The following is a 24,145-nucleotide window of genomic DNA, read 5'->3' on the forward strand; positions in this document are numbered from 1 at the left end:
TACTCACCGTTTTCACTACTGAGCATCAAATACGCTATTCACTGACTATATACCCTTTATAAAGGTATCGTATTGTTCCAATTTATTTTGATATTTCACCTATCGACCCTGGCTAATAGTGTTAATCACCATGATTTAAATATGGACCAAGTTTGACTTCCTGATCAATTTAGCTGATAAGCACATATATAAAATGAAATTCCAACGTTAAACGGAAAACATAATGAAAAAATTCATGCGAGCAATGCTGCTACTGCTAGTCATTGCCATAGGTGTATTGGCTTGGATGTTTATTCCATCTCATGAAACAATGGGGCAAAAGATCCTTGAGGAAGCACTCAACGATAACTATGTCCTGATCGGCCACCGCATTCATTCGACTGACCCGGATGCAGGTAATATGTTTGGCTACTTTGTGGTTAGCAAGGGCAACGGCATTGACGATGCCGAACCATTTTTGGTCACGTCAGATCAATTTATTCGCATGGAGCAGACTGGCGAAAATACTTTATCGCTAACGGTCAACGGACGCATCTATCGTTACCACAACGATCTGTGGGTAGCTAACACAGAGGGCAAACTGCAACACTGGCTTGTTAGTGCAACCGCTAACTACGTGCGCTAATTCGTTCCTCAACACCTAATAACATAAAAGCCCCGCGGAATACGCGGGGCTTTTGTTTGTCTAAGGCATACTTATAGCAATCGTAGTAAATAACTGTTCATTTACTTACTGTGATTAGTATTATGCTAAGACTAAAGCACTTTCTCTCGGATCACTTTCATAACACCAGAGTCACGGTTACTTGGTGCAGAAAAACGGGCCACTTTCTTCACCGCTTCGTGGGCATTTTCCATCGCGTAGGAATGTTCACTCACTTTGAGCATCTCTATGTCATTGAAGTAATCACCAAACGCCATGGTTTCTTCTGGGCCAAAGTTCATCGTCTCTTGCAAATGCTTGATTGCCGCCCCCTTTGATGCTTGCGCATTCATGATATCTAGCCAAATTTTTGCACTCACTACGACTTGATGAGTGTCATCAAATTTTGCCTTCATCGTTGGATAAACCAACTCTTCTGTACCACCAAAATGACAAATCGCAACCTTGATAAAATCATCTTCAACCGCCAACAGATCGGGCACGTACTCGCAGCGATGGTAGTATTTTTGGAACTCTTCCAGTGCGTGGGGGGCTTTGGTCTCGACATAAGCTGAACGTTTACCGCACAATACGAGGTGCGTCCCTTCAACTGCGCGAGCCGCTTTTACAATCTCATCAATTTCTGCTTTTGGAATCGTGCAGCTATACAGCTCTTTATCTTGATACATCACCAAGGTGCCGTTTTCCGCCACATAAATCATACGATCTTGAATCGGTGAAAACGTATCGCGCAAACTGTAATACTGACGACCCGATGCAGCCGAAAACAAAATGCCCTTCTCTTCTAACTGCAAAAACAGATCAAAGAAATCAGGGTCTAAACGACCGTATTGGTCAAGCAAGGTGCCATCCATATCGGCGGCGATAAATTTAATACTAGCTTGTGACATCAACTTAAACTCTATAAATGGTGCAGCGCAAATCACTCAAAAAGTGGAGCAAGGCTGCTAAAAATTAGCTAGTAAGGTACAGGATCTTGGATGAATCTCAAGATGAAATCGCCTCAGAAATCAAGATAGCAATCCCTCTCAAAACAGGTACAATCCTCGCTCGATTTTTATTCGCGTGGACTCTCAATCATGCACTCGCCTGAACAATGCTTTACTCGATTTGCTGCAGACATTTCTGGCTACGATTTGCCAGCGCAGTTTACGTTTCCGTTCTACTACACGCCTCATCCATTGTGTGTGTTGGCTGCTGAGCAATTGCAACAGCACCTAATGACACAAACTGACTTCGAACATGATTTCGGGCTTGAGAATGAGCAAAGCGGACGCGGCAAGATGTTCGGAGTTTTGCTAGTACGTAACCCACAAGGTGAGCTTGGTTTTTTCAGCGCCTTTTCCGGCAAGATTGCTGATCAGAATTTACTACCCGGTTTTGTTCCGCCAGTGTTCGATATGCTGACAGAAGAAGGATTTTTCCGCAACGAAACCGACGCAATCAACGCGGCAAATGCACAGTACAAAGCCTTTGCTGCCAATCCAGAACTAGCACAACTGAAAGCTGAAATTAAAGCCGACCGCACGGCTTATGCGCAAGAAGAAAATGCTCACCGCCAAGTGATGATTGCAAGACGTGCAGAACGCAAACAGCAGCGTAAGCAAGGTGAGCAAACGCTAAGTTCAGAAGAGTTAAAAGCGCTGTTGGACGATTTGGGCAAACAGAGCGTGGCTGAAAAAAACGTCCTCAAGTACCTCAAGCAAGCTTGGGATGAAAAGTTAGCAATCAAAGAAGTGCGCCTATCAGAGTTAGAGCAGACATTGGCATCGCTAAAAGAGCAACGCAGAGTCTTGTCTAATGCCCTGCAACACAAACTGCATAAACAATACCAATTCTTAGATAATCGAAGTGCAAAACGCGACTTAGTTGACATTTTTGCCCATACCACTAACCCAGTGCCACCAGCAGGTTCAGGTGAGTGTGCGGCACCTAAATTACTTCAATTTGCATATAAACATGGCTACCAACCGCTTGCTTTAGCGGAGTTTTGGTGGGGCGCTTCACCTAAGTCGGAAGTGCGCCAACACAAGAAATTCTACCCATCGTGCAACAGTAAGTGTCAGCCAATTTTGGGCCATATGATGCAAGGCTTGGAGGTGGAAGCAAACCCATTAGCAGAGAACTGGGCAGAAGACAAAGAGCTAGAAATCCTATACCAAGACGAAGCAATGGTGATAGTGAACAAGCCTTCTGGCTTGCTTTCCGTTCCGGGTAAAACCATCAAAGATTCAGCCTATACGCGCCTACAAACTCTGTTCCCAGACGTAGAAGGCCCATTTGTGATTCATCGTTTGGATATGGCGACGTCGGGCATTTTGGTATTTGCTTTGACCAAACGGGCGAATAAGAGCCTGCAAAAACAGTTCATCAGCCGTGGTGTACAAAAGCGTTATATGGCGCTGCTAGAAGGTATATTAACCGAGTCTGAAGGTGAGATCTCACTGCCAATGCGTGGTGACCCTGACGACCGACCACGCCAGCTTGTGTGCTTTGAACATGGTAAGCCAGCCGAAACTTACTGGCAGTTAATTGAAGTGAAAGGCGAGCGTAGCAAGGTGTACATGTACCCAAAAACCGGACGTACTCACCAATTACGTGTGCACTGCGCGCACCATATGGGCTTGAACATGCCCATGGTCGGCGATGGCCTGTATGGCGAGAAAGCTAACCGCCTGCACTTGCATGCGGAGATGTTAGAGTTGAACCATCCTTACAGCAAAGAACGCATGCGATTTCAGGCTGATTGTGAATTCTAGTGCCTGCGAGTCGGGGAATACACCTCGACACCGCATCCGCATCCGCATCCGCATCCGCATCCGCATCCGCATCCGCAAGGTAATGCTGTTCTAAATAGCTCTAAAACACCACCTGTTACTGCGTACTCTTATTTAAAGAAAGCTGTCCTATACTCATTCCAACCGTCCCGATATTTTTGATAAGGTTGAATATGAAGGAACTTGCCAAACTTGCCCAGCCAGGCGCACTCACAGACCCAACCACTCACGCTGAGTTTTTAACCTTTGCGCTTAAGGACCAATGGATGCACATCGATGAGATTACGTCCGCCCTTTCACAACTGCCGGGCATCGAGAAATCGATCCGACAAAAAGACCCTTCGGCCAATCTGAGTGTCACTTATGGCTTTTCAGCTAACGCTTGGCCTATGCTTTTTCCTGATGTTGCATTGCCATCAGAGTTACATCCATTTCCTCAAATGGAAAATGGTCCAAGACGCTTTCCCTCTACTGAGGGTGACATTTTCTTAATGATCAAATCAGAACGAAAAGACCTTAACTTCCAGGTAGCCAAGTACAGCGCAAAAGCACTCAAAACAATTACAAACTTAATCGAAGATGTTCAAGGCTTTAAGTACCTAGATAATCGAGACATGATTGACTTTGTTGATGGCACGGAAAACCCAATCGATCATGAGCGCATCGCCTCTGTTGTCGTCGCCAACGGGAATGAAAACGAAATCGGTGGCAGCTATTTAGTGGTTCAACGTTATGTCGATCGTGATAATGACTGGGATGCATTACCTACAGAGCAGCAAGAGATGGTAGTCGGTCGAACGAAAATGGATGACATTGAACTAGACGATGACACCAAACCCGTTTGGGCGCATAACGCGAAAAGCAAAGTAGAAATTGAGGGGGAAGAGATCAAAATGTTTCGTCAAAACCGTCCTTACGGCAATGCGTTAGAGCACGGAACCATGTTCGTCGGATTTTCCGCTTCGGTTTCGGTTATTGAAACCTCTCTCACTCAAATGATTCATGCTGACGATCAAGGCCATTACGATCGGCTGCTGGATTTCGTAGAAGCTAAAACGGGGAACAATTACTTTGTTCCGCCGACTTCCTTCCTTGAACAACGTTTTGAAGACTGAACGAAAACGCCCCTCTATTCGATAGCGTTGTAAAAACAAGAAGAGTGGTAAATCAATCCACTCTTCTTGTCACACCAATTTCACTAAATCCATCACCATCAATCAATCAATGAACGATGTTAACTCACCTTAAACTTCGTCCACACCTGCGAGCGCCAGCGTCTTGCCATGATGATACCTCGTACCCATTCATCCAGGGCAATCGCCATCCATGCGCCAATGACACCATAGCCAAGATGAATACCGAAGATATAGGAGAACACGACACCTAATCCCCACATACTCAGAATCCCCATTTGAACAGGGAACTTAATATCACCCGCTCCTTTCAGTGCCGAGATGAAAATTAAGTTAAATACGCGCCCGGCTTCTAGCAGGATCGACCCCATAATCAGAGTGCCGGTCAACGCCAAGATTTCGGGCTGATCGGTGAACACCGCTAAAATGTCATCACGGAAAAAATAAATCAAAGCCGTCACAACGGTTGAGGCTACAAAACCCACCAAGAAATAGATTTGTACGCGCTTAAGAATACTGGTTACCCAACCTTTGCCAATGTAGTACCCCGTCTGGATTTGCGCGGCCTGACCGATTGCCAACGCAAACGCAAACGAGAAACGTGCAATATTTTGCGCATAAGTCAGAGCGGCAAGTGATGATGTGCCCATCTGTACCACAAAGTAGACAATACAGATTTGTGCCATATTGTAAGATAGCACCTCTCCAGCGTTCATACCGCCAATCTTGAGAATCTTTTTATAAACCTCACCCGGCACTTGCTTAAACTTAGACATTGGCACTTCAATGCGGCTACGGGTAAGAATCACGCCAAGCATCAATGTTCCAATCACTTGGCTAACCACAGTTGCCACTGCAACCCCCTCTACACCATACACCGGTAAACCGAACGGTTGATAAAGAGCAATATAGTTACCAATAATGTTAAACACGCCACTGATCAAGTTCACTACCATTGGCGAACGTGAATAGCCATGGCTACGCAAAATCGTTGTGAAAACAATACCCATGGTGACGTTAAACGTCATTGCACCGCTGATCAGCAGATATTCACGAGCATACTGTTCCACTTGAGCTTCAAGGCCGTAATACGGTAAGAAGAACACCGCACCAATGACAGCGAGCACACTAAGAAACACACCCACAATCACCGACAGTACAATACTCGCAACGCCGACGTTCACTGAATCATTCTCACGCCCTGCACCGTTATATTGCGCAATCAATATCCCTGTTCCGCTGCTAACGAAAGTCGAAACAATGATAAGGAAGAACGTAAGTTGAGTGATAACACCGACCGCAGATACCGCTTTATCTGAGTAACCACTTAGCATGAACACATCACTAGTGCCTAGTGCTGTCCTTAGCAGTATTTCAACAAGTATCGGCCAAGCCAATGCCACAATGGACATGCGCTGGTTGATGTTTTGGCTTTTCGGCATCTATCTGACCTTTCTTAAAACTAAAAACTGCTCCACAGAAAACTGTGAAGCAGTTGGTATTATTGACTGATTTTGTGCGCGGATTGTATAACTTTTGTACTCAAAGTCACGTTACTTTTAAGGTTATTTTTAAGAAAATGCCCCCTCGACCGCTCCATCCACACTGAAACCATAACGTCACGCTATCATTTAGTGCCTATTGTTTGATAATGGCGATTTTTTCTAGCTCTAAGCCTGGCTTAACAAAGTCAATATCTAAGGTGTAAAAACCCGGGGTCAACTTCACTTGTAAACCTTCGACCGTGATTAACTCACCGTCGGTGCCGTGCAATGGCAGCGTCATGCTAAAATCACCATTAAACGACAAACTGCACGATGATTGCGCCAACGAATCTCGCTCGTACTTCATCACACCATTAAACTGGTAAACCCCTGCCTCACGGACTTCGATAACCACCGAAGCATTCACTTTTGTATTCAGTACAATATCTTGACCAATAGGTTGAATTTGCCCCTCTGGCGCTTCGTTTTGCGCAACAAATGTTTTGATCGGCTCATACGCCTTCAACGGGCGATCCATAACTGGCGCAGCCATAATAAAGCGACAAATGTTCATCGCACTGCGTTGTAATTCGCCAATGGTGAGCGTGCCGTTTTCCAACGCTTCTAACGTGTCATCGCCCATAGCATTGCTTTCAGCGCCATCATTTTCCACCACCATATACAGGTCATTTTGTGCACGCACCATGAACGAGGTGAAGGTTTTACTCTCCGCTCCAGCTTCAACAGGATCGTTCATTTTCGCCCACCAATCCGTCATGACGATACCAGTGTAGCCCCATTCTTCACGCAAAATCGTGGTGTTAAGATCATAGTTTGATGCCGCCCAATGACCATTAACCGGGTTATACGACGTCATGATGGTCGATGCCTGCCCCTCTTTCACCGCCATCTCGAAAGGTTTAATATGCACTTCACGTAGCGCACGTTCCGACATAATGCTGTCGACATCAACACGCGCGGTTTCCTGATCGTTTGCCGCATAATGTTTGATGGTGCCCGACACCCCCGCCTTACTTAAGCCACGAGTTTGCGCCGCCGCCATGACACCCGTCATAAACGGGTCTTCAGAGAAATACTCAAAGTTACGGCCATTTAATGGATGACGATGAATATTAATGCCAGGACCAAGCAAGGTATCGATGTGATTCGCTCGTAGCTCTTGGCCGATCAAATAAAACAACTCTTCGTTCAACGCTGAGTTCCAAGTACAACCGAGCAACGTGCCGATCGGAACTTGGGTCGCTTTATGACCGCTGTCCATACGGATTCCAGAAGGGCCATCCGCTGCTGCTGCAACTGGAATCCCCAATTCAAACAGACTGTCACACACCCCTCCAAAGGCAGCAGCCGTCCCCGGCGTGACTTTTGGGCTGCACATGCCTTCACCGCGAACAATGGTTGCTAACTGCTCTGGTGTCATTTGAGCGACAAACGTGGCTAGGCTTGCTTTGCCCTGCTTAACGTCGATAAGTTTAATGCCTTGGTTACCGGTGATTTCATAACTGCGTGGCATGTTCGCTTGAATACGTTCCGCCAGATTTACTGTGCGCTGTGGTACTGCTTCACGGCTCAAATGGAACACACCATTATCATTCTTTTGTGCTGGCTTGATACGTTCAAACTCATGGATAGGCGCACAAGCTTCACTTAGCGCTTCAATCACCAACAGCGCTTCCAGCTCCAGCGTTGCTTCGATAGCTTGAGCATGACGCACACTGCCACCCAAGCAGAACTGATAAGTCCCCGCTTCTAAAACGTAGCAGCTACGATGACCCGTCACGCCGCTGTCATCGTAAGAAGCCAACGATGCAACCGGAACGGAAATGCGCACCACTTCACTTGCGCCTGGTTGAATTGTTTGCGTTTTGGCAAAGCCTGCCAGAACTCGCGAAGGCTTACCCAATTCACCCTGTGGCGCTTCAACATACAGTTGCACAACCTCTTTACTAGCAAACTCTTTGCCCAGGTTGGTTACCTTGATATCAAAGTGAATAACAGCGTCAGCCCCCGCACCTTCGTACTTGAACATCACTAATTCGCGCTGAAATTCGGTGTAAGATAAACCTGCACCAAATTCAAACTGCACCACTTCCGGATTGAAAGTTTCAAAATAACGGTAGCCAACGTAAATATCTTCCGCGTAGACGTTGCGATCTTTGCGTCCAAAGTTAGCAGACGATGGATAGTCAGCCAGTTGGTAAGCAATCGAATCCGTCAGGCGTCCACTTGGTGATTGTAAACCAGACACCACATCCGCCAGACCATGACCACCTTCCATACCAGCCGCCCAGCTATATAGTACCGCTTTGATTGACGAGTGATTTTCAACGGAATTAAGCCACGCCATGTCCATGATGTTGGTCACGTTCATTACAATAATCACATCGGTGAAATGACGATTCACTTTCGCGATCATGTCCAACTCTTTCTCAGTCAGGCGATAACTGCCCGCTTCATCCGCATTATCTTGGTCTTCACCAGCGGTACGGCCAATAAAGACCATCGCCTTGTTCGATTGTTCGGCCGCTTTCGCCACCAGATCGTCAGTCAATGGCATTTCTTGCTGGAACCAAGGCTCGGCAGCCCAACCACCACCGCCATCATCAAATGGGTGATCCGCAATCCAGTCTTGATAAATCGCAACTAACTCTTCATTCAAACGCACATGACTATTCGCACGCAGACCATCTAACGCACTGATTGCGTATGGAACGTTTACCGCGCCACCAGAGCCAGTACCACTGCGGTAAGTGTCGATTTGGCAACGACCAAACAGAGAAACGTTATCTTGCGCGTTCAATGGCAGCGCAGAGTCAGTATTTTTCAGCAGTACGATCCCTTCTGCCGCGGCTTGGCGGCTGACTGGGACCAGGTTATTTTGCGCTTGGCTAATTCGATTATTGTTCATATACAACCACACAACCGTTCACTTTTGTTTCTTGGAATGAGATCTGACTAAGTACGACTCTTGCGTCATGCGAAGTCACGTTATTAATTATTGAAATTAACAGGGGATGTGCTCGGAATTTTTCTTTAAAGAAAAACGTCACTAGCCCCGCAAAAACAGGCTAAAAACACCGGTTAAGATTCTTTTTACTGTGGAGAAATAGTATGCTGAGCAGGTGCGCCATTCTACCAAAATGGCGACAAAAAAAAGGAATATCGCGACATGAGCATTACCTATCAACTCAAAGCACATCAGAAACATCCCCACCTTAAGTTTGCTTACGTGGATGGGCATCATCATTGCGATTTTGCCGCGCATAAACATGACTTTTCTGAACTGTTTTTGGTGGTAAGCGGTAGCGGTAAGCACACGGTCGCCAACTACGAGTATCCGCTGCATAAAGGCGATGTGTTTGTCATCAACGGCGATATTGAACACGGCTTTCGAGATGTCAATAGACTCAAAATTATCAACTTAATGTTCGACTCACAAACCCCATTTTTTGAAATCCCTTCGATGCGTCAGTTGTCTGGTTATCAAGCCATGTTCAAAGTAGAGCCCATTGCACGCCAGACCACAGAATACAAGGCGAAGCTCACTCTCGACTGCCAGCAATTGCCAAAAATTGAACGCCTGCTCCACACGTTAAAAAATGAATACCAAGCGTCACAACCAGGGTTTGAGGTCATGCTCACGAGCTTAATGCAGCAGTTGGTTATCGCATTAGCGCGCATGTATCAAAATCAAAGCGAGGACTTGCCACAGACCACTTTGGCACTAAGCCGAGCATTGGTCTTTATTGAGCAACATTTTAACGATATCGGGGTGAATAGTGACGCGATAGCCAAAGCGGCCTTTATCAGTAAACGTCAATTAGAAAGGCTATTTCGCCAGTTCTTAAACACCTCTCCAAATCAATACCTGCGAGAAGTACAGCTCAATTACGCCACCAAACTGCTGTGTGATGAAAATGAACGCTCGGTGCTGAACATCGCCGAAGAATGTGGCTTTGCCGACAGTAATTATTTCTCGAAGTGCTTTAAGCAGAAATTTCAGCGCAGTCCGAGAAGTTACCGCAAAGAATATTTCTTACACGACATAAAAAAGCCGCTCTCTGAGCGGCTATGAATGGGCATCCATTCACTGCAATATAATCGAGCTCCCCCGTTAGTACTCAAACAACTTGGAACACATCAAGGCTCCTGTTTTGACTCTATTCTCTCGCATATTGCTAACTTAATGTGGTGCAGCCCCCAAGAACTGCACCCGAGTTATGAGCAAAAGCAGTGATTACCACCACATATCTGCTTGGAAACCAACAATAAAATCACCATCTTTACTGTTACCATCTCGGTCTTCACCACCTAGGTAAGAAGCAAGCAAACGGATTTCCGGGTTCGGACCAAAGCCAGAACTTACCACCATCGTTGGTGCAACCGTCAGTTTGTAATCGTACGAACTGTTTGATTCACCGTTACGATCTTCATAGTTGTACATCATGCCGCCTTCTGTCGCGATAAAGAAGTTTTGCGCAACAGGGAAGGAAGGACGAACCATTGCTGACACCCACCCGTCTGAAGATTTATCTTCAAAATCATTATATTGCGTTTGGATTGAGTGGAAAACGCTCACGCCATTTTCAAAGAAGTAACCACCCCAAACCAAACCACGCACCGACATGTTGTCCTCATCAACCGCTTTAACACATGAGGTACCACAGCCTGAACCTGTGGTTAGCCAGCTTTGATAATCACTACCAGGTTTGTACGTGTTGTAAGTGGTGATAGTGCCACCTAACAGGTTACCTGAACCTAAACCTTTACCCGCTTGAACAATGTACTTAGTAAAGCCTTTATCAGACAAACCAAACACAGAATCGCTGTTGTAAATACCGGTCATTTCAAAGCCGCTTTCAGCGAAAACCTCGTCCTCACCAAACAGTTTCACTACGTTATCTGGCATGAACTTCGCCATCGCCATCACTTCAAGTGAGCCAAAGTTTACTCCTGCATGCAACGCATGCATGATATTGTTACTATCACCCCAAAAATTGGCATCACCTGAGTCATCACTAGCAATGTAAGCAAAATCCCATGCATTACCACCTAGTTGGACGCCTTCAATACCAAACCCCGTCCCTGACATATCGGTATAGAAGAAGTCGGTCATGAAAATATAATTTTCTTTACCGTAAAAACGCTTACCCCCCCAGATAACACCTGTTTCAGAAACGTTTTCAAACTCAACGAACGTTTCAACTAAACCAACTTCACTGTTTGCTGCATCTGCGTTTGTACCAAGTTGGTTAGACGCTAGTTGTGCGTTGTTAGCGCCAAGGCGAGTTTTGATTCGGATTTTTTGATCTGCGTCATTAACAAAGTTTTTCTGTAGCGCAAGCTCAAAATGGTTGTCAGACTCCACACCCATGCGACCTAAACGCTCTTTCGATGCAGGGAATTTAGCGCGTTTAAAATCGTCATTTTCACTGAAAAGAGCGCCAGCACGGAAATAACCGTGGAACTCAAAACCATCGGATTTCTCAGCGTGAACAACCGGTGCTGCGGATAAACCTGCTGTCGCAACCAAGCAAGCAAGGGTAAGCTTAGAAAGTTTCATATTAACTCCATGTTCTATCAAATGCCTTCAAAGAAAGCGCTTTCTTTTTATTTTAAAAAAAACTGAACATCCATGACGATCACAATGAATATGCATGCGTTCAATAGTACAATGAAACCAATAATATATAGCCTCAAGTACTTTGTTCAGTATGTTGAAATTATAAATTGATCATTAAGCATAAACCGTGACCCCGCCCATCAAAGAAAGCGCTTTCTTGGTTATTGATCACAAATCTATATACAAATTATCAATTTCTTGTCTAGTGACCTTTGAGTATGCCCATTTATGTATCAGAGAGTTATCTATAAACAGGCCCCAAAAGCATCCAAATTAAGAAAAGCAAAAAGCTCGCAAAATCACTTTTGCGAGCTTTGGTTACACATTTTGATTACGGTTTCGCAAAACGCACGTTATCTAAACTAAATGTCATCGCGGCTGTAGGCTCAAACACGAGTAAGTTAGTGATAGCCGCTGGGTCAGCTTGATTGCCAGCGACAAAACGGTTTGTTTGTGCAAGCAGGTCCGCGAGCTTAATTCGCACTTCACCCCATTGTCCCATTTCTGGCAATGTTACCGTCATGTCAGATGCTTTAGGCCACCCGCTGTCGGTTTTCACCATCAGTTCACTGCCATCGGTCATCTCATCCACTTTGATATCAAACACTAATTCACCCGTTTCCAACCAGTGTCTTATATCCGTTGTCGGTGAACGGAAGTAGATGTTACCTGCGCCATTTTGTTTTGTAATCTTAAGCACTTTACCGCGGCTAACCTCGTCAATTTCTTCATGCTCGATGAGATTCATTGGATCGTAGCTGCCATATGCGAGGCTGCTGTTGAGCGCATCTTCAAAAATCGCCAACAGTGGACCATCTGCGTAACTGTCATCTTGTGCCAAAATGGCTGGTGCTTTAAGACCATCTAGTACGATCGCTTGATCACCTACCGCTGCACAACCTTTGCCTTTCCATCGATCAACACCACAACGATAAACTTTGACGGAATCTACAAGCAAGGTTTTCGGATAATCGTTATCATCCACACCTTTTTCATTCGCATTCGCCGACCAGGCACCACCGACCGCCAGATTGAGTAATAAGTGGAATCGCTCATCAAAAGGCGCTGGGGATTTTGCATTCACCAGTTGGCCATCAACTTCATATTGACTGTACCAACCATCAGCCGTTTGTGTCGCATAGTGAATATTGTCTACATACCAGCGGATTTCGCCCTCTTCCCACTCAATTGCATAGGTGTGAAAACCATCGGCTGGATTGACCCCATCTGGTAAGGTAGCCGCTTGCCCTGTATATACGTTATCAGGCCATTTTTTTCCGTAATGTAAGCTGCCGTATATGCGATTTTCTTTATCACCCGGTTTCGCCCCTGGCGCATCAGATTGCGCTTTTAAGTTCACCGCTTCTAAAATATCGATTTCGCCTGATGCTGCCCAAGTGCCGTATTTATTGTCAGTTGGTAACATCCAAAATGCAGGCCAAGTTCCCTGACCGGTTGGCAGTTTAGCGCGGATTTCAAAACGACCATATTTGTGGTCTCGTTTACCTTTAGTGCGAAGGCGTGCCGAAGTATACGGTAGAGTTTTGTTTGCCCCCGGTTTACCTTCTGCGTCATCCGGGCCAGTAAAACTTTCTTTATGAGCTACGATGTGCAATAAGCCATCTTGAACAAAGGCATTGCGTGCGCGTTTAGTATAGCACTGCTGTTCATTGTTTCCTCCGCCCCAACAGTTTTCTTCTAAAGACCAATTACGACTGCTGATTTTGTCACCTTCAAACTCATCTTCCCATACTAGCTGCCATTTATCGCTTGGTTCAACAGGAGTATTAGTTAATACAGTAGGCTTTTTAGTTAAGCTGAAATCCGTTCCACCATCGTGGTCACCAGTTGATTGACACCCTGCCAACAAACCCATGGTCACAGCGAGGCCAAGTGGTTTGAGTATGTTTTTTTGCATCCAAGTTCTCCAGCAGCATATGCGCTGCAAATGTTACTAATCAATCCATATCGCATACTGCTTTTGCCTGCACTGATCGCGCTGCACAAACACATATGCTGACAATTATTATTGTTAAAATTCGGCTATACCTTGTGATATAGCCGATTATGATTAAAGCGATATCAAATCCGATAACGCTTTAACTTGACGTTTTAGTTAGTTAAACCAAGAGATGTTTCTAAATTGAATATCTGCACCCGTCAGGCCATCCTTACCCTCGTTGTGAACCATGAATGGTGCAACAACCTTGGTTAAATCCGGTGCGCCTGAGAACTTAGAGATGTCAACTTCTATGACTTGCCATTCTTCAGTCAACGTATACTCACCCTCGTTAATACGAATTGAGTGATTAGAAGCCCATTGCCCCCCCGTATCCGATTGGAAGCCAACACCAAAACCAAACTCAGCCAGTGGCTTACCGTTTTCGGTGGTACCACGGATCTCAAACTTCAGTGTTTTAATATCGCTAAAGTCACGGACACTGTTATCACCAATATGGGCACCCCATCCCCAATCGAGCGCGCTAGCAGGGTCCGTCGCAATGGTCAAGATGCCGTTATCATCAATGCCAGCCCAAGCGGTGCCTTCCCACGCAAATGCATCTGCGCCTTCATAAACAGCCGAACCCAGAACTCGGAACTCTCCGTCAACAAGCGGCTCATCCGGTTGTACGATAGGTGCATTCGGTGGTGCCAACACATCAGCCATCAACGAAGACAAAACACCTCCATAGCTTGCCGTAAAATCACAATCTCGCGTCAAACCCAGTTGGTTTAACGTTTCAACTTTGTCCCAAGCAACGTATTTGACATTACAATCCATATCAATCAAGCCAAAGTGCTGCTCTGAATGCCCATCATTATTCGCATCCCCTTTCCATGGCTCATCAAATGCTTGGAAGAAGAAGAGTGACACATTTTCATTCGCTGAAAAATCACGCATATCATCGTGGAATCTTTTCTGCTTGTATTCATCCGCAGCTTGAGTACCACCCGCACCGTACGCTTCGGTAGAAAGAGAAGACCACCCCGTTTCGCCGATATGAATTGGCTTAGTTGGATCGACACTGTTGATAAATTGTTGAGCGAGGGCAAATTGCTCCAAGGAACGAACATAAGCTTTGTCCATTGACAGAGCTATCTGCTCTTCCTTAGTAAGGGATTGATCCTGCTCTGATATTTTCCAATCCGTTTTAAAAATCGGATCCCACTGAGTATCATGGAAAGCATAGGTATGTAGGGAAACGTAGTCCACCGCTTGAATAAGCGCTTTAAGATCAGATTGTTCATTGTGGTTTGCATTGGCATCTTGTCCTGCCCACACAGCCCAGTTATCTGACGTGGTCACCCACAAGTCTTTCGTCGCGTCATTTTCTTGCTTCCAACTTTGAAGGTCATTGACGTGATTAAGAATGATAGATGGGTGAACTTTGTAACTCGCAGCCCAATTGACCATCGCCTCATTGCCCACAGCAATCACTTTAACGATATCAGGGTATTCAAGAGCCAGCTCCTTAGCTTTCGCTAATTCCAACTGGTTATTTGGCGAATCAACTGAAGAGTCAATTGCCTGGCCAGTCCATGAGTTCAGAGCATCAATCCAAACACCTAGCATCACATACATTTCAAAGTTTTCATCTTCTGCTTTGAGAAGACGAATCGCTTCAAGAAGATTTTCCGTGTTACTCTCACCATCAAGGCCTTTAAAGCCTTGTGTGTTGTACGTACGGATGACCTTAATCCCCATGGCAGAAAGAACTCGCATATCTTCCATCTGATCAGCCACAGAAGGAACCGTATCACCATCCATTCGTTCTTTCGTTCGCCACGCGCCATATGAAATGGCTTGGTACTCTGGATTACCTAATAACGGTTTGCCTGAGTCTGACGTCGGGTAAGTTTCAGGTTTCGGTTGAGCAAGTAAACCATAACCTTCATGACGAATGTTGTGCCAATAAAAAACTTTGTCATTGGTTTCGCTCATGAAGTCAAAAAAGATGACTTTTTGGTTAAAAGTAAAGTCAGAATTAAGTTCACCACCTACTAAGTTGTTGAAATCAAATGTAAGCAGCTCCCATTCGTTGGCTTTCGTCGTTTTCACTTCTACTTCAGCAAATTCATCCGAATTAGCTTTGTTTTCCACTTTGAGTCGAACTGGAATGTCAGCCGCTGGCGCATAAACCCAAACAGTAATAAGACTGCGTTCCTGATCCAAATCTAACGTTTTGGTATCAGATAAAATGGTGCCTGCCCATGGCTTCGCGTCGGCTGCTCTCGATGTTTTAAGAACCGTGCCTACTGGTTCAGATACGTTCAGCGCACTACTAGAAAGGCTATTTGGATTTACAACTCCTAGTTCAGTCACCGCACCTTCGAAATCAGACGGTGCAGACAGATCCATTACGTAATCTGGTGCAACGGATACTGTTGGCGTAACAACCTCCCCCCCATTATCACCTCCGTCAGTAGGTGGCGGATCAGTTTTGACACTGTCGCCACCACACCCCAGTAGTGCAAGGCTAATCGCAGAACACAGTGCAGCTTTGGCAAATTGAGACCGCTGATTAATTATTCTCATTCTATCTTTCCTTGTTGTTTCATGTTGACCTTTCCCACAAAAGAAAGCGCTTTCTTTGGCGAGCGTTCAATTTTTCTTGATGTGTGGTATCTACGATGTATCTCGGTCACTTATTACAGTCTTCACAGACATAAAAGAGACAATACATATCTACATCATAATGTCATTAACAAACAAAAACGTGAGATACTCCATAAAGAAAGCGCTTTCTTTATGCATTGATCACATGACGTACAAAATATTAATAAAATTGGGTGCCGTGATAATTAGGCTGGAACAAATTTTGTAATTGTGATGTTTTCTCTTTAGCTATCATCACAATACAAGTAATATGGTGCCTATTATGTAGAGGATAAGGTACTTCCCGTTGATCACAATTAAAGAAGTCTCTGAGTTGGCTAATGTGTCTCAGTCGACCGTCTCTCGCGTACTAAATGGACACCCTACGGTTAAAGAAGTTAATCGAAAAAAAGTATTTGATGCCATTGAGAAGCTTGGCTACAAACCCAATGCATTTGCCCAAGCTCTCGCATCGAGTCGTTCAAACAGTATTGGTATGCTTGTCGGGTCGTTAGATGGCCCATTTTATGGACCATTAATGCACAATGCTGAAAACACTGTTCGTGATAGCAACAATCACCTGATCGTTACCAGCGGTTTAGAGTCACACGCAAGAGAAATTGATTCGATCAACTTCTTGCGCTCCAAACAAGTCGATGGACTGATTATCCATTCAGATATGTTATCTGACGATGAGTTGATTGATGTCATTGAGAAGAATCCCGCGACCATCGTACTCAACCGTTATATTCCAGAAGTTGCCAATAAATGCATTTTTATCGATAACGAACTGGGGGGCTATCTCGCCACAAAACACATGCTAGAGCGTGGGCATACTAAAGTGGCCTGCATCACAGGTCAGCTAAGTAAAATTGACAGTCGTGATCGTTTGCAAGGTTACCGCCATGCACTAACTGAATTTGGGATAGAATTTGACACGAACCTGATAGTCGAGGGCCGCTTTGACCATGAGGAGCGCGGATTAAATCACATGTGCGCCCGCCGTTTACTAGAACGAGACTCGAACATTACCGCCATTTTCTGCCATAACGACAACATTGCATTAGCGGTGTACGACGTCGCCTATGACCGCGGCTTAGAAATCGGACGCGATATTTCCGTTGTCGGTTTTGATAACGACAGCCACAGCCAACACATGCGGCCAAAACTGACAACGGTAAACTTCCCGGTTCGAGAAATGGGGATTGAAGCGGCGAAAGGAGTGATTGCTTTGGTCAACAAGCAAGACTACTCACTCAAACATAAATTAACACCAGAGTTAATAGTGCGCGAGTCTGTTGTAGAAAGGTAAGTTACTGATTTTAAACGTTATCAATAAAAAAGGCCCCGATATGATATCGGGGCCTTTATTTTATCGGTTTGGTTTATGGGCGTAATAATGCTTCCGGAATGGACACCACCACTTTCTCAATCTCTCCTGAACGAGCAAAGATAGGGTCGCTCAGCTCCTTCGAGATAACTAGGCTATCCGCCACAAGACACTCACCTGTTGATTTTGTGAGTATAATACCCATTTGCTGATCAGCCCCTACGACCTTATAAATAAATGGTACTTGACAGAGGGTAAATGCCAATTGATCTTTTTCTACCACATAACTTTGCGTATTGCCCGCCACGCTTTGACAAGAGAACGATGCTGGCTCAGTCAGGAATTCATTACGATTGAGCAATCGAGGATCGATACGAATTTCACCGTTTTCCACCATAATACCGAGCTCAGTAAAGCGCGTGATCACTTCTTCTTTCACTTGACCAGTCATGCCCGGTTGCTGCGCACCAGCATGCTTTGGCGTGTGCGAGTATGGGTCAGTTGGGAATGCGCCGTAATTTTCTGGTGTTTTATTAAAGCCAATACCAGCGCGTACGCGGTAGTAGTATTCCGCTAACTTTTGCGTTTCTTCGCTATTGGCATCAAGTTCACGCGCCACCAAGTAGTTTTCTTGCACAGCAAGCAATAGCTTGGAAACCATATGCCAGTAGATACTACCCAGTCCTTCGTAACCAAACATGGTGCCTGAGCGGCCAGTAAACGCTTTGTGATTGAATACTTCTTCGTAAAGCGCCTCTACCCCTTCCCAGTCTTCATCTGTCGCGTCGGCGTAATCACCACACAACTTGTGGATTTGCGCTTTCAAGTAGCCATTGTTTTCTAGGCTCGCATGAAAGTGGAATTGACCTTGCGCATCAGCCATCACCAAACGTTGATCGCCTTTGCCCAACATTTTGCTTAGCACTGGTATCGCGCTAATTTGCTCCTCGGTCAGGCAATTCTTATTCATGAATGCACTTAAGTCACGATCTGGATACAACATGAAGCTGTCTTGATCTTCGCGATACATCTCGCTAGCGAATAGGTTATCCAGTAAGGTCACCGCTTGTGCTGGTGTAAGTACACCTGCACTTAATACTGCAACTTGACCTTCCAACATTGGGTACAACTCTTCAACCTGCAGGCTTTCTGCTGAGTAAGTCAGAATGTTGTACGCATTGTACAACCCATCTTCGCGTAAGTTGCTAGCAATGCTGGCATCCAATACCGTTAAGCTCACCTCAAGCAGCTGCTGAATCGCTGATGCTTCTACTGTCGTCTTGCCAGAAAAGCCATTTACACGGTAAACACGTTGACGGAAATCTTCTGCGGCTTTTTCTAGCTGAGTCAGAATCGCTTTGCGGGTTTGGCGCGTCACCGTTTCTTGACGGATCTCTTTTGCTGCCTCAGACAGAATACGTGTGGTTGAAAGTAACCATTCGAACACCTCTTTCGACATGCTGACGGAAGCAGGCGCATCGGCAAGCAGTTGCTGCAAAAAGGCAATATAACGACGCATGTAATATAACGTGACCATCGACAAACCATTGCCGACAATAGCGTTGTTGGCATCGTTCCATTCCGGACGCTGGGTATTCAGCCAAATACCGCCATCCAGAACCAAGTTGCTGAGCTTCGCCAACAGTGGCACTAGCACTTTCTCGGTCAAGTTAACCATGTAAATGTCGTTGTCACGACCAAGAACCAATCGACCATCGCTGCCCATTGCATCAACGCGTTGTTCGATACTGTGTTGCAGCTCATCATTGAAGGTCACGGTGTCTTTCGGATTGTCGAACAGCTTCTCAACATCGCACAACTCGTAAGGCACGTTGGCGTAGCTGAAGATATCTGACTGCATCAGTGCAAGTAGGTCTTCACGCTGATATTTATCTGCGAGTTCTAAGAACTTGAGCAAGTAGATGATTTGGTGATCCCCCCAGTAACCGATGTTACTCCATGGGTCATCCGCCTCTAGCATTTCCCAGTCAATGCCGTCTTTGGTGATGCGATATGGGTTGTAGCCGTCCATTGTAGATGCGTTCACAAACTTCGCTAAGAAAGATGGAATGAAGCCAGGATAGCTAAGCGCAATCGCCTCCCAGTTTTGGAAGATATCACGCCAGTTGCCTTGATAAGAAAGCAAACGCTCACCATTGTCGTCTTTAAGTTTGATTTCATAGTGGTTCCAAGGGCGGCTTGGATCGCCATGACGACGACCGAATGTCAGCGGCAGATATTCGTAGCTTAAACGGATTAACTGCGCATCTTCACTTTGCTTGGCCAGGCTGACAAGCTCTGTATGGGTAAACTGATCCGGTAGGTCGGCGAACAACCCGACGTGACGCTCAAACACAATGCGGTTGGCGTTGCGAATCGTCGCTAGCACATCTTTCTTGTCTAACGTGTAGTTGTTTTCAAATACCCCACCGCGCATGTTATTAAACAGTACGTTGGCGTAGTGGTGTACGCTGGTTGCTTCTTCAGCCGTAATTTGCCACGCATCTGCGCCAGACATCAAACTGATCAATTCTTGCTGGTTGGCAGCAATGCTCTGCTCAACTACTTCCGTCATGTTGATTGGCTGGACAAGACGGTGGCGCATCGCCGTAACATCACTGTGATTCTTGTCGATATCCGCAATAATCAACCAAGACTTGTTCTGATTTGCGTCGAGCTTAATAGACTTGTGGATCAAGTAGCTACCACGCACCCCTTTAGTTAGGGTTTCGTTACTAATTTCACGACCTTGACGGAACGCGCTCACTTGTTCGCTGCTCAATAGACGCTGACCGTAATCATTGTCGATACTAAACACGGTGGTTGCGAGCAAGGATTCGGCAGGCTCGGCACGATCACTGAGTTTCGCGTACATGGTGAAGAGCGCAAGTGAGCTACCATCGAGCAACTCATTCCACTTGTAAGCATCCACTAATGCACTCCGTGTTTGCAATGCCGACAATGGCGCACCAGATGGCAATAGGTTTTGCAGACCATCAATTAGCTCCATCTCTCGAGCCTTACCTGATAGGTCCGTGATTTGTGAGCGACGAACAAAACCAAACTCTTCACTGGTGTTCCAGCTGTATTGGAACTTTAGTTGTAACGTATGGTTAAGCTCTTCAAAAACAATCTTGTCACCAATGGTGTTTTTGTACAGATGACGCTCAACTTGGTACAACCCATCGTGATGGCGATTGAACGGTTCCCACATGGCAACGCCTTGCTCACCTGCGACTTTGATGATGGTTTTCGAACCAGTGTTTTCCGCACTCTCATGGATGTGGTCGACGGATTTGTATGGAAACAGCGCGTTCTCTGGACGAATGCGTCCCGCAGATAAGCTACCAGTGGATGAGATGAATAACCAGTGATCGCTAGCAGAAACCACACTGATGAAAAACGGGTTCATTTGGTCGACGTGAGAAATCTTGTAGTAACGTTCACCGTCTAAATCAACGAAACTTCCCTCTACGGTTGGGCTAGAAAAATGTTCAAAATTCATAATGTTCTTCCAATATTTATGAAAGCGCTTTCGAAAAGCACTTTTTTTAGACTAATTCGAGTGCTTTATCCGAGGTGATGGCAACGAGCGTAATGGTCTTCGGCGACTTTGGTCGGTTCGGGCACAGATTGTGTGCACACTTCAGTCGCTTTAAGGCAGCGGGTGGCAAACGGGCACCCTACACTGCTTGGCTTCCACAATGGGATATCGCCTTTCTTCGCCGTAAGCTCACGTTTTCCTGAGTTACCCACCTCTGGTACGGCGGATAACAGCAGCTGTGAATATGGGTGCTGCGGATTTTGTGTCACGTTATCACTATTACCCCACTCAACCATATGACCAACGTACATCACAGCCGTTTTCTCAGCAAAGTAGCGCGCAGTAGCGATATCGTGAGTAATGTACATAAAGGAGATGCCGTGCTTATCTTTCAAATCTGACATCAAGTTTAAGATACCTAAGCGCACTGACACATCGAGCATTGAGATAGGCTCATCAGCCAGAATGACTTCTGGATCAACCGCAATCGCACGGGCAATCGCCACACGTTGACGCTGGCCACCACTGAGTTCGTGCGGGTACTTTTCTGCCGTCTCTTTCACCGGAGAAAGACCTACCAGGTCAAGCAACTCGTACACTAATTTTGGAATTGCGTGCTTCTCTGCACGGTTATGAATCATCAACGGACGAGCAATGTGATGATAAATAGTATGCACTGGGTTTAACGAACCAAATGGGTCTTGGAAAATCATCTGCACCTGACGTGCGTATTCCAGTTCACCATGCTCTTTGATGTACTCACCGAGATCCTGACCTTTAAAAGTCACATTACCATCGGTTTTATCGTAGATACGAGTCAGTATGCGAGCACCAGTACTTTTTCCCGATCCTGATTCGCCCACGATAGCAAGCGCTTCGCCTTTACGCAGTTCAAATGATACATCGTTAACCGCACGCATCAGATTGCTTTTTGCAGACTGACCAAGTGGAAAGTCTTTCACCAGATTCTTTACTGAGAGAATCACTTCTGGGGTAGTTACATTGTCCATTCATCTCTCCCGATTACATCAAATGGCAGGACACTAGATTGCCATTGCTAACTGGCACCAGTGTTGGATCGCTCTTCTCGCACTGTGCAAAACATTCATTACAGCGTGCTTGGAAGTTACACCCTTGCGGGATCTTAAGTAGGTTCACAGGGTTGCCGGGAATGCCATAAAGGCGTTCTTTTGGCCCATGAATGGTTGGGAATGATGAGATCAAACCTTTGGTATACGGATGTTGTGGGTCGCCAAATACATTTTTCGCGTCACCCAACTCAATCAGATTACCGGCATACATCACACCAATACGATCAGCAATCTCTCCCATCAAGCTCAAATCGTGACTGATGAACAGAATCGAGAAGCCGAACTTACTCTTGAGTTCGTACAATTCATTGAGGATTTCACGCTCAACCACCACATCAAGAGCGGTGGTTGGCTCGTCCATAATGATCAGTTTTGGCTCTAGAGCCAATGCGATCGCGATGACAACGCGTTGGCGCATGCCACCACTCAATTGGTGTGGAAAACTTGCCATGCGATCGCCGTGAATACCGACGATGCCAAGTAGCTCAACCGCTCTACCATAGGCTTCTTTATAAGTGGTTTTACGGTGCGCCAAAATCACATCGGTGAGCTGTTCACCAATGGTGATCACTGGGTTGAGTGAATTCATTGCACTTTGGAATACTACTGACACGTCATTCCAACGGAATTTACGCAACTGTCTGTCGTTCATTTTCAGTACGTCCTGACCTTTGTAGAGAATTTCTCCTTCAGAGATCAGTGCAGGGGCTTTGTGCAAACGAGAGATGGCAAATGCCAACGTACTCTTGCCACAACCAGACTCACCCGCAATACCTAGCGTTTCACCCGGCGCAATGCTGATACTGACGTTGTTTACGGCACGAGCCACACCATTTGGTGACACGTAATCGACGCATAGGTTATTAATTTCTAATAAGTTGCTCATCTTAAACCTCGGCGCTTATCGGCTTCTTTTTTCAGTTTGTGCCACAGCTTGATGTGTGGACCAGTACGAAGTTTCGGGTTACTCACTTGGTCAATCGACATGTTGATCAGTGCCAGTGCACCACCTGTGATTGCGAGAGCCATCGCAGGGACTAACATCTCCCACCAAGCGCCGGTGTATAGAGACGAAGACGTTTGTGCCCAGTACAACATCGAGCCCCAGCTCACCTCTGTTGCGTCACCCAAACCTAGGATGCCAAGACCCGCCTCTGAGCCCATTGCGTAAATCACTGTGCCCAAGAAGCCACCAAATACGATCGAGACAAGGTTCGGTAGGATTTCGACTAGGATGATGCGGATTTTTGATTCACCCATTACTTCTGCCGAGATAATGAATTCTTTATTTCGAATCGCCATGGTCTGCGAACGAATTACACGAGCCCCCCAAGGCCAGGAGGTTATCCCGAGCAATATGGTGATGACGAGGGACCCCACCTGCCCTAAGAAAGCGGCGAGCACAATCAGCAAAGGTAGCTGAGGGAACACCAAGAAAACGTTGGTTAGAAAGTTAAGACGCTCATCGATCTTGCCGCCGAAATAACCCGCTGAGACACCAATAACCACGGCGATACTCATCGCAATTACACCGGCAGAAATCGCTACCGTGAGTGACTTTCTTGCGCCATGCAACACTTGGCTGTAGACATCGCGACCACTACGAGTGGTGCCAAGCACGTGCTCTGCATTCGGAGCTACATGTGGTCTTGCAACACGACGGTCAGGGTCATGCGTTGCCAATACTGGGGCAAAAATCGCACCGGCTAAAACAATAGAGAGTAACAAGCCACCAATAATGGCTGGTGGATTACCGTAAAAGAACGCGTAAACTTTGCCCAAGCTCTTTTTAATGCGCTTCCAAGAGAATTTCGATTCACGAATCATCAGTTCATCGTGCTCAGAAGGCGTTGGGGTATTGATTAATTTTTCCATGATGCA

General features: G+C 45.9%; 15 protein-coding genes. 5 read left to right on the plus strand and 10 right to left on the minus strand.

What is annotated here, in order from left to right; translation table 11 throughout:
- Positions 1-223: 223 nt before the first annotated feature.
- Positions 224-625, plus strand: a complete 402-nt coding sequence (locus tag ACVA54_RS01995) for a hypothetical protein (RefSeq protein WP_446649369.1) — start codon at positions 224-226, stop codon at positions 623-625.
- A 131-nt stretch (positions 626-756) separates the two neighbouring features.
- Here the strand turns inward: ACVA54_RS01995 and ACVA54_RS02000 are convergent, their stop codons facing one another.
- On the minus strand, positions 757-1,554 hold the full coding sequence (locus ACVA54_RS02000) for an HAD family hydrolase (protein ID WP_446617196.1): 798 nt from the start codon (positions 1,552-1,554) through the stop codon (positions 757-759).
- Positions 1,555-1,743: 189 nt separating this feature from the next.
- On the opposite strand from ACVA54_RS02000, the gene ACVA54_RS02005 reads away from it, so the two are divergent.
- On the plus strand, positions 1,744-3,423 hold the full coding sequence (locus tag ACVA54_RS02005) for a pseudouridine synthase (RefSeq protein WP_099078397.1): 1,680 nt from the start codon (positions 1,744-1,746) through the stop codon (positions 3,421-3,423).
- Between the two features lie 191 nt (positions 3,424-3,614).
- Complete coding sequence (locus tag ACVA54_RS02010) at positions 3,615-4,556, plus strand: Dyp-type peroxidase (RefSeq protein WP_099078398.1); 942 nt, start codon at positions 3,615-3,617, stop codon at positions 4,554-4,556.
- A 119-nt stretch (positions 4,557-4,675) separates the two neighbouring features.
- Here the strand turns inward: ACVA54_RS02010 and ACVA54_RS02015 are convergent, their stop codons facing one another.
- Both ACVA54_RS02015 and ACVA54_RS02020 read right to left on the minus strand, forming a co-directional pair.
- Positions 4,676-6,016, minus strand: a complete 1,341-nt coding sequence (locus tag ACVA54_RS02015; protein WP_099078399.1) for an MATE family efflux transporter — start codon at positions 6,014-6,016, stop codon at positions 4,676-4,678.
- Positions 6,017-6,212: 196 nt separating this feature from the next.
- Positions 6,213-8,987 carry a glycoside hydrolase family 3 protein gene (locus ACVA54_RS02020; protein ID WP_446631573.1) on the minus strand — a complete coding sequence of 925 codons (2,775 nt, stop codon included), beginning with the start codon at positions 8,985-8,987 and terminating at the stop codon, positions 6,213-6,215.
- 261 nt (positions 8,988-9,248) lie between these two features.
- On the opposite strand from ACVA54_RS02020, the gene ACVA54_RS02025 reads away from it, so the two are divergent.
- Positions 9,249-10,154: a helix-turn-helix domain-containing protein gene (locus ACVA54_RS02025; protein WP_099078401.1), complete on the plus strand. Its 906-nt coding sequence runs from the start codon at positions 9,249-9,251 to the stop codon at positions 10,152-10,154.
- Between the two features lie 162 nt (positions 10,155-10,316).
- Here the strand turns inward: ACVA54_RS02025 and ACVA54_RS02030 are convergent, their stop codons facing one another.
- From ACVA54_RS02030 to ACVA54_RS02040, 3 genes are all read right to left on the minus strand, one after another.
- On the minus strand, positions 10,317-11,642 hold the full coding sequence (locus ACVA54_RS02030) for a carbohydrate porin (protein WP_119464181.1): 1,326 nt from the start codon (positions 11,640-11,642) through the stop codon (positions 10,317-10,319).
- 391 nt (positions 11,643-12,033) lie between these two features.
- The gene (locus ACVA54_RS02035) at positions 12,034-13,620 is read right to left on the minus strand and encodes a family 16 glycosylhydrolase (RefSeq protein ID WP_446649370.1); all 1,587 of its coding nucleotides are present in this window, start codon (positions 13,618-13,620) and stop codon (positions 12,034-12,036) included.
- 198 nt (positions 13,621-13,818) lie between these two features.
- On the minus strand, positions 13,819-16,239 hold the full coding sequence (locus ACVA54_RS02040; protein WP_446649371.1) for a hypothetical protein: 2,421 nt from the start codon (positions 16,237-16,239) through the stop codon (positions 13,819-13,821).
- A 367-nt stretch (positions 16,240-16,606) separates the two neighbouring features.
- Between ACVA54_RS02040 and ACVA54_RS02045 the strand changes: the two genes are divergently transcribed.
- Positions 16,607-17,611 carry a LacI family DNA-binding transcriptional regulator gene (locus ACVA54_RS02045; protein WP_446642223.1) on the plus strand — a complete coding sequence of 335 codons (1,005 nt, stop codon included), beginning with the start codon at positions 16,607-16,609 and terminating at the stop codon, positions 17,609-17,611.
- A gap of 73 nt (positions 17,612-17,684) precedes the next feature.
- Here the strand turns inward: ACVA54_RS02045 and ACVA54_RS02050 are convergent, their stop codons facing one another.
- The 4 genes from ACVA54_RS02050 to ACVA54_RS02065 all read right to left on the minus strand — a co-directional run bounded on the left by ACVA54_RS02050 (position 17,685) and on the right by ACVA54_RS02065 (position 24,139).
- The gene (locus tag ACVA54_RS02050; RefSeq protein ID WP_446642222.1) at positions 17,685-21,134 is read right to left on the minus strand and encodes a hypothetical protein; all 3,450 of its coding nucleotides are present in this window, start codon (positions 21,132-21,134) and stop codon (positions 17,685-17,687) included.
- A 65-nt stretch (positions 21,135-21,199) separates the two neighbouring features.
- On the minus strand, positions 21,200-22,183 hold the full coding sequence (locus tag ACVA54_RS02055; RefSeq protein WP_446642221.1) for an ABC transporter ATP-binding protein: 984 nt from the start codon (positions 22,181-22,183) through the stop codon (positions 21,200-21,202).
- A gap of 13 nt (positions 22,184-22,196) precedes the next feature.
- On the minus strand, positions 22,197-23,150 hold the full coding sequence (locus ACVA54_RS02060; RefSeq protein ID WP_099078407.1) for an ABC transporter ATP-binding protein: 954 nt from the start codon (positions 23,148-23,150) through the stop codon (positions 22,197-22,199).
- Positions 23,147-24,139: an ABC transporter permease gene (locus tag ACVA54_RS02065; protein ID WP_099078408.1), complete on the minus strand. Its 993-nt coding sequence runs from the start codon at positions 24,137-24,139 to the stop codon at positions 23,147-23,149. Before ACVA54_RS02065 ends, ACVA54_RS02060 begins: the two co-directional genes overlap by 4 nt.
- Positions 24,140-24,145: the final 6 nt, after the last annotated feature.

It is taken from the genome of Vibrio sp. PNB23_22_6, assembly GCF_052877535.1.

What these genes read in the sequence shown, in the direction of transcription:
- ACVA54_RS02020 (WP_446631573.1), bottom strand. Translation starts at nt 8,987, where the DNA reads ATGAACAATAATCGAATTAGCCAAGCGCAAAATAACCTGGTCCCAGTC.
- ACVA54_RS02030 (WP_119464181.1), bottom strand. Translation starts at nt 11,642, where the DNA reads ATGAAACTTTCTAAGCTTACCCTTGCTTGCTTGGTTGCGACAGCAGGT.
- ACVA54_RS02055 (WP_446642221.1), bottom strand. Translation starts at nt 22,183, where the DNA reads ATGGACAATGTAACTACCCCAGAAGTGATTCTCTCAGTAAAGAATCTG.
- ACVA54_RS02065 (WP_099078408.1), bottom strand. Translation starts at nt 24,139, where the DNA reads ATGGAAAAATTAATCAATACCCCAACGCCTTCTGAGCACGATGAACTG.
- ACVA54_RS02035 (WP_446649370.1), bottom strand. Translation starts at nt 13,620, where the DNA reads ATGCAAAAAAACATACTCAAACCACTTGGCCTCGCTGTGACCATGGGT.
- ACVA54_RS02060 (WP_099078407.1), bottom strand. Translation starts at nt 23,150, where the DNA reads ATGAGCAACTTATTAGAAATTAATAACCTATGCGTCGATTACGTGTCA.
- ACVA54_RS02010 (WP_099078398.1), top strand. Translation starts at nt 3,615, where the DNA reads ATGAAGGAACTTGCCAAACTTGCCCAGCCAGGCGCACTCACAGACCCA.
- ACVA54_RS02000 (WP_446617196.1), bottom strand. Translation starts at nt 1,554, where the DNA reads ATGTCACAAGCTAGTATTAAATTTATCGCCGCCGATATGGATGGCACC.
- ACVA54_RS02025 (WP_099078401.1), top strand. Translation starts at nt 9,249, where the DNA reads ATGAGCATTACCTATCAACTCAAAGCACATCAGAAACATCCCCACCTT.
- ACVA54_RS02040 (WP_446649371.1), bottom strand. Translation starts at nt 16,239, where the DNA reads ATGAGAATAATTAATCAGCGGTCTCAATTTGCCAAAGCTGCACTGTGT.
- ACVA54_RS02005 (WP_099078397.1), top strand. Translation starts at nt 1,744, where the DNA reads ATGCACTCGCCTGAACAATGCTTTACTCGATTTGCTGCAGACATTTCT.
- ACVA54_RS02050 (WP_446642222.1), bottom strand. Translation starts at nt 21,134, where the DNA reads ATGAATTTTGAACATTTTTCTAGCCCAACCGTAGAGGGAAGTTTCGTT.
- ACVA54_RS02015 (WP_099078399.1), bottom strand. Translation starts at nt 6,016, where the DNA reads ATGCCGAAAAGCCAAAACATCAACCAGCGCATGTCCATTGTGGCATTG.
- ACVA54_RS01995 (WP_446649369.1), top strand. Translation starts at nt 224, where the DNA reads ATGAAAAAATTCATGCGAGCAATGCTGCTACTGCTAGTCATTGCCATA.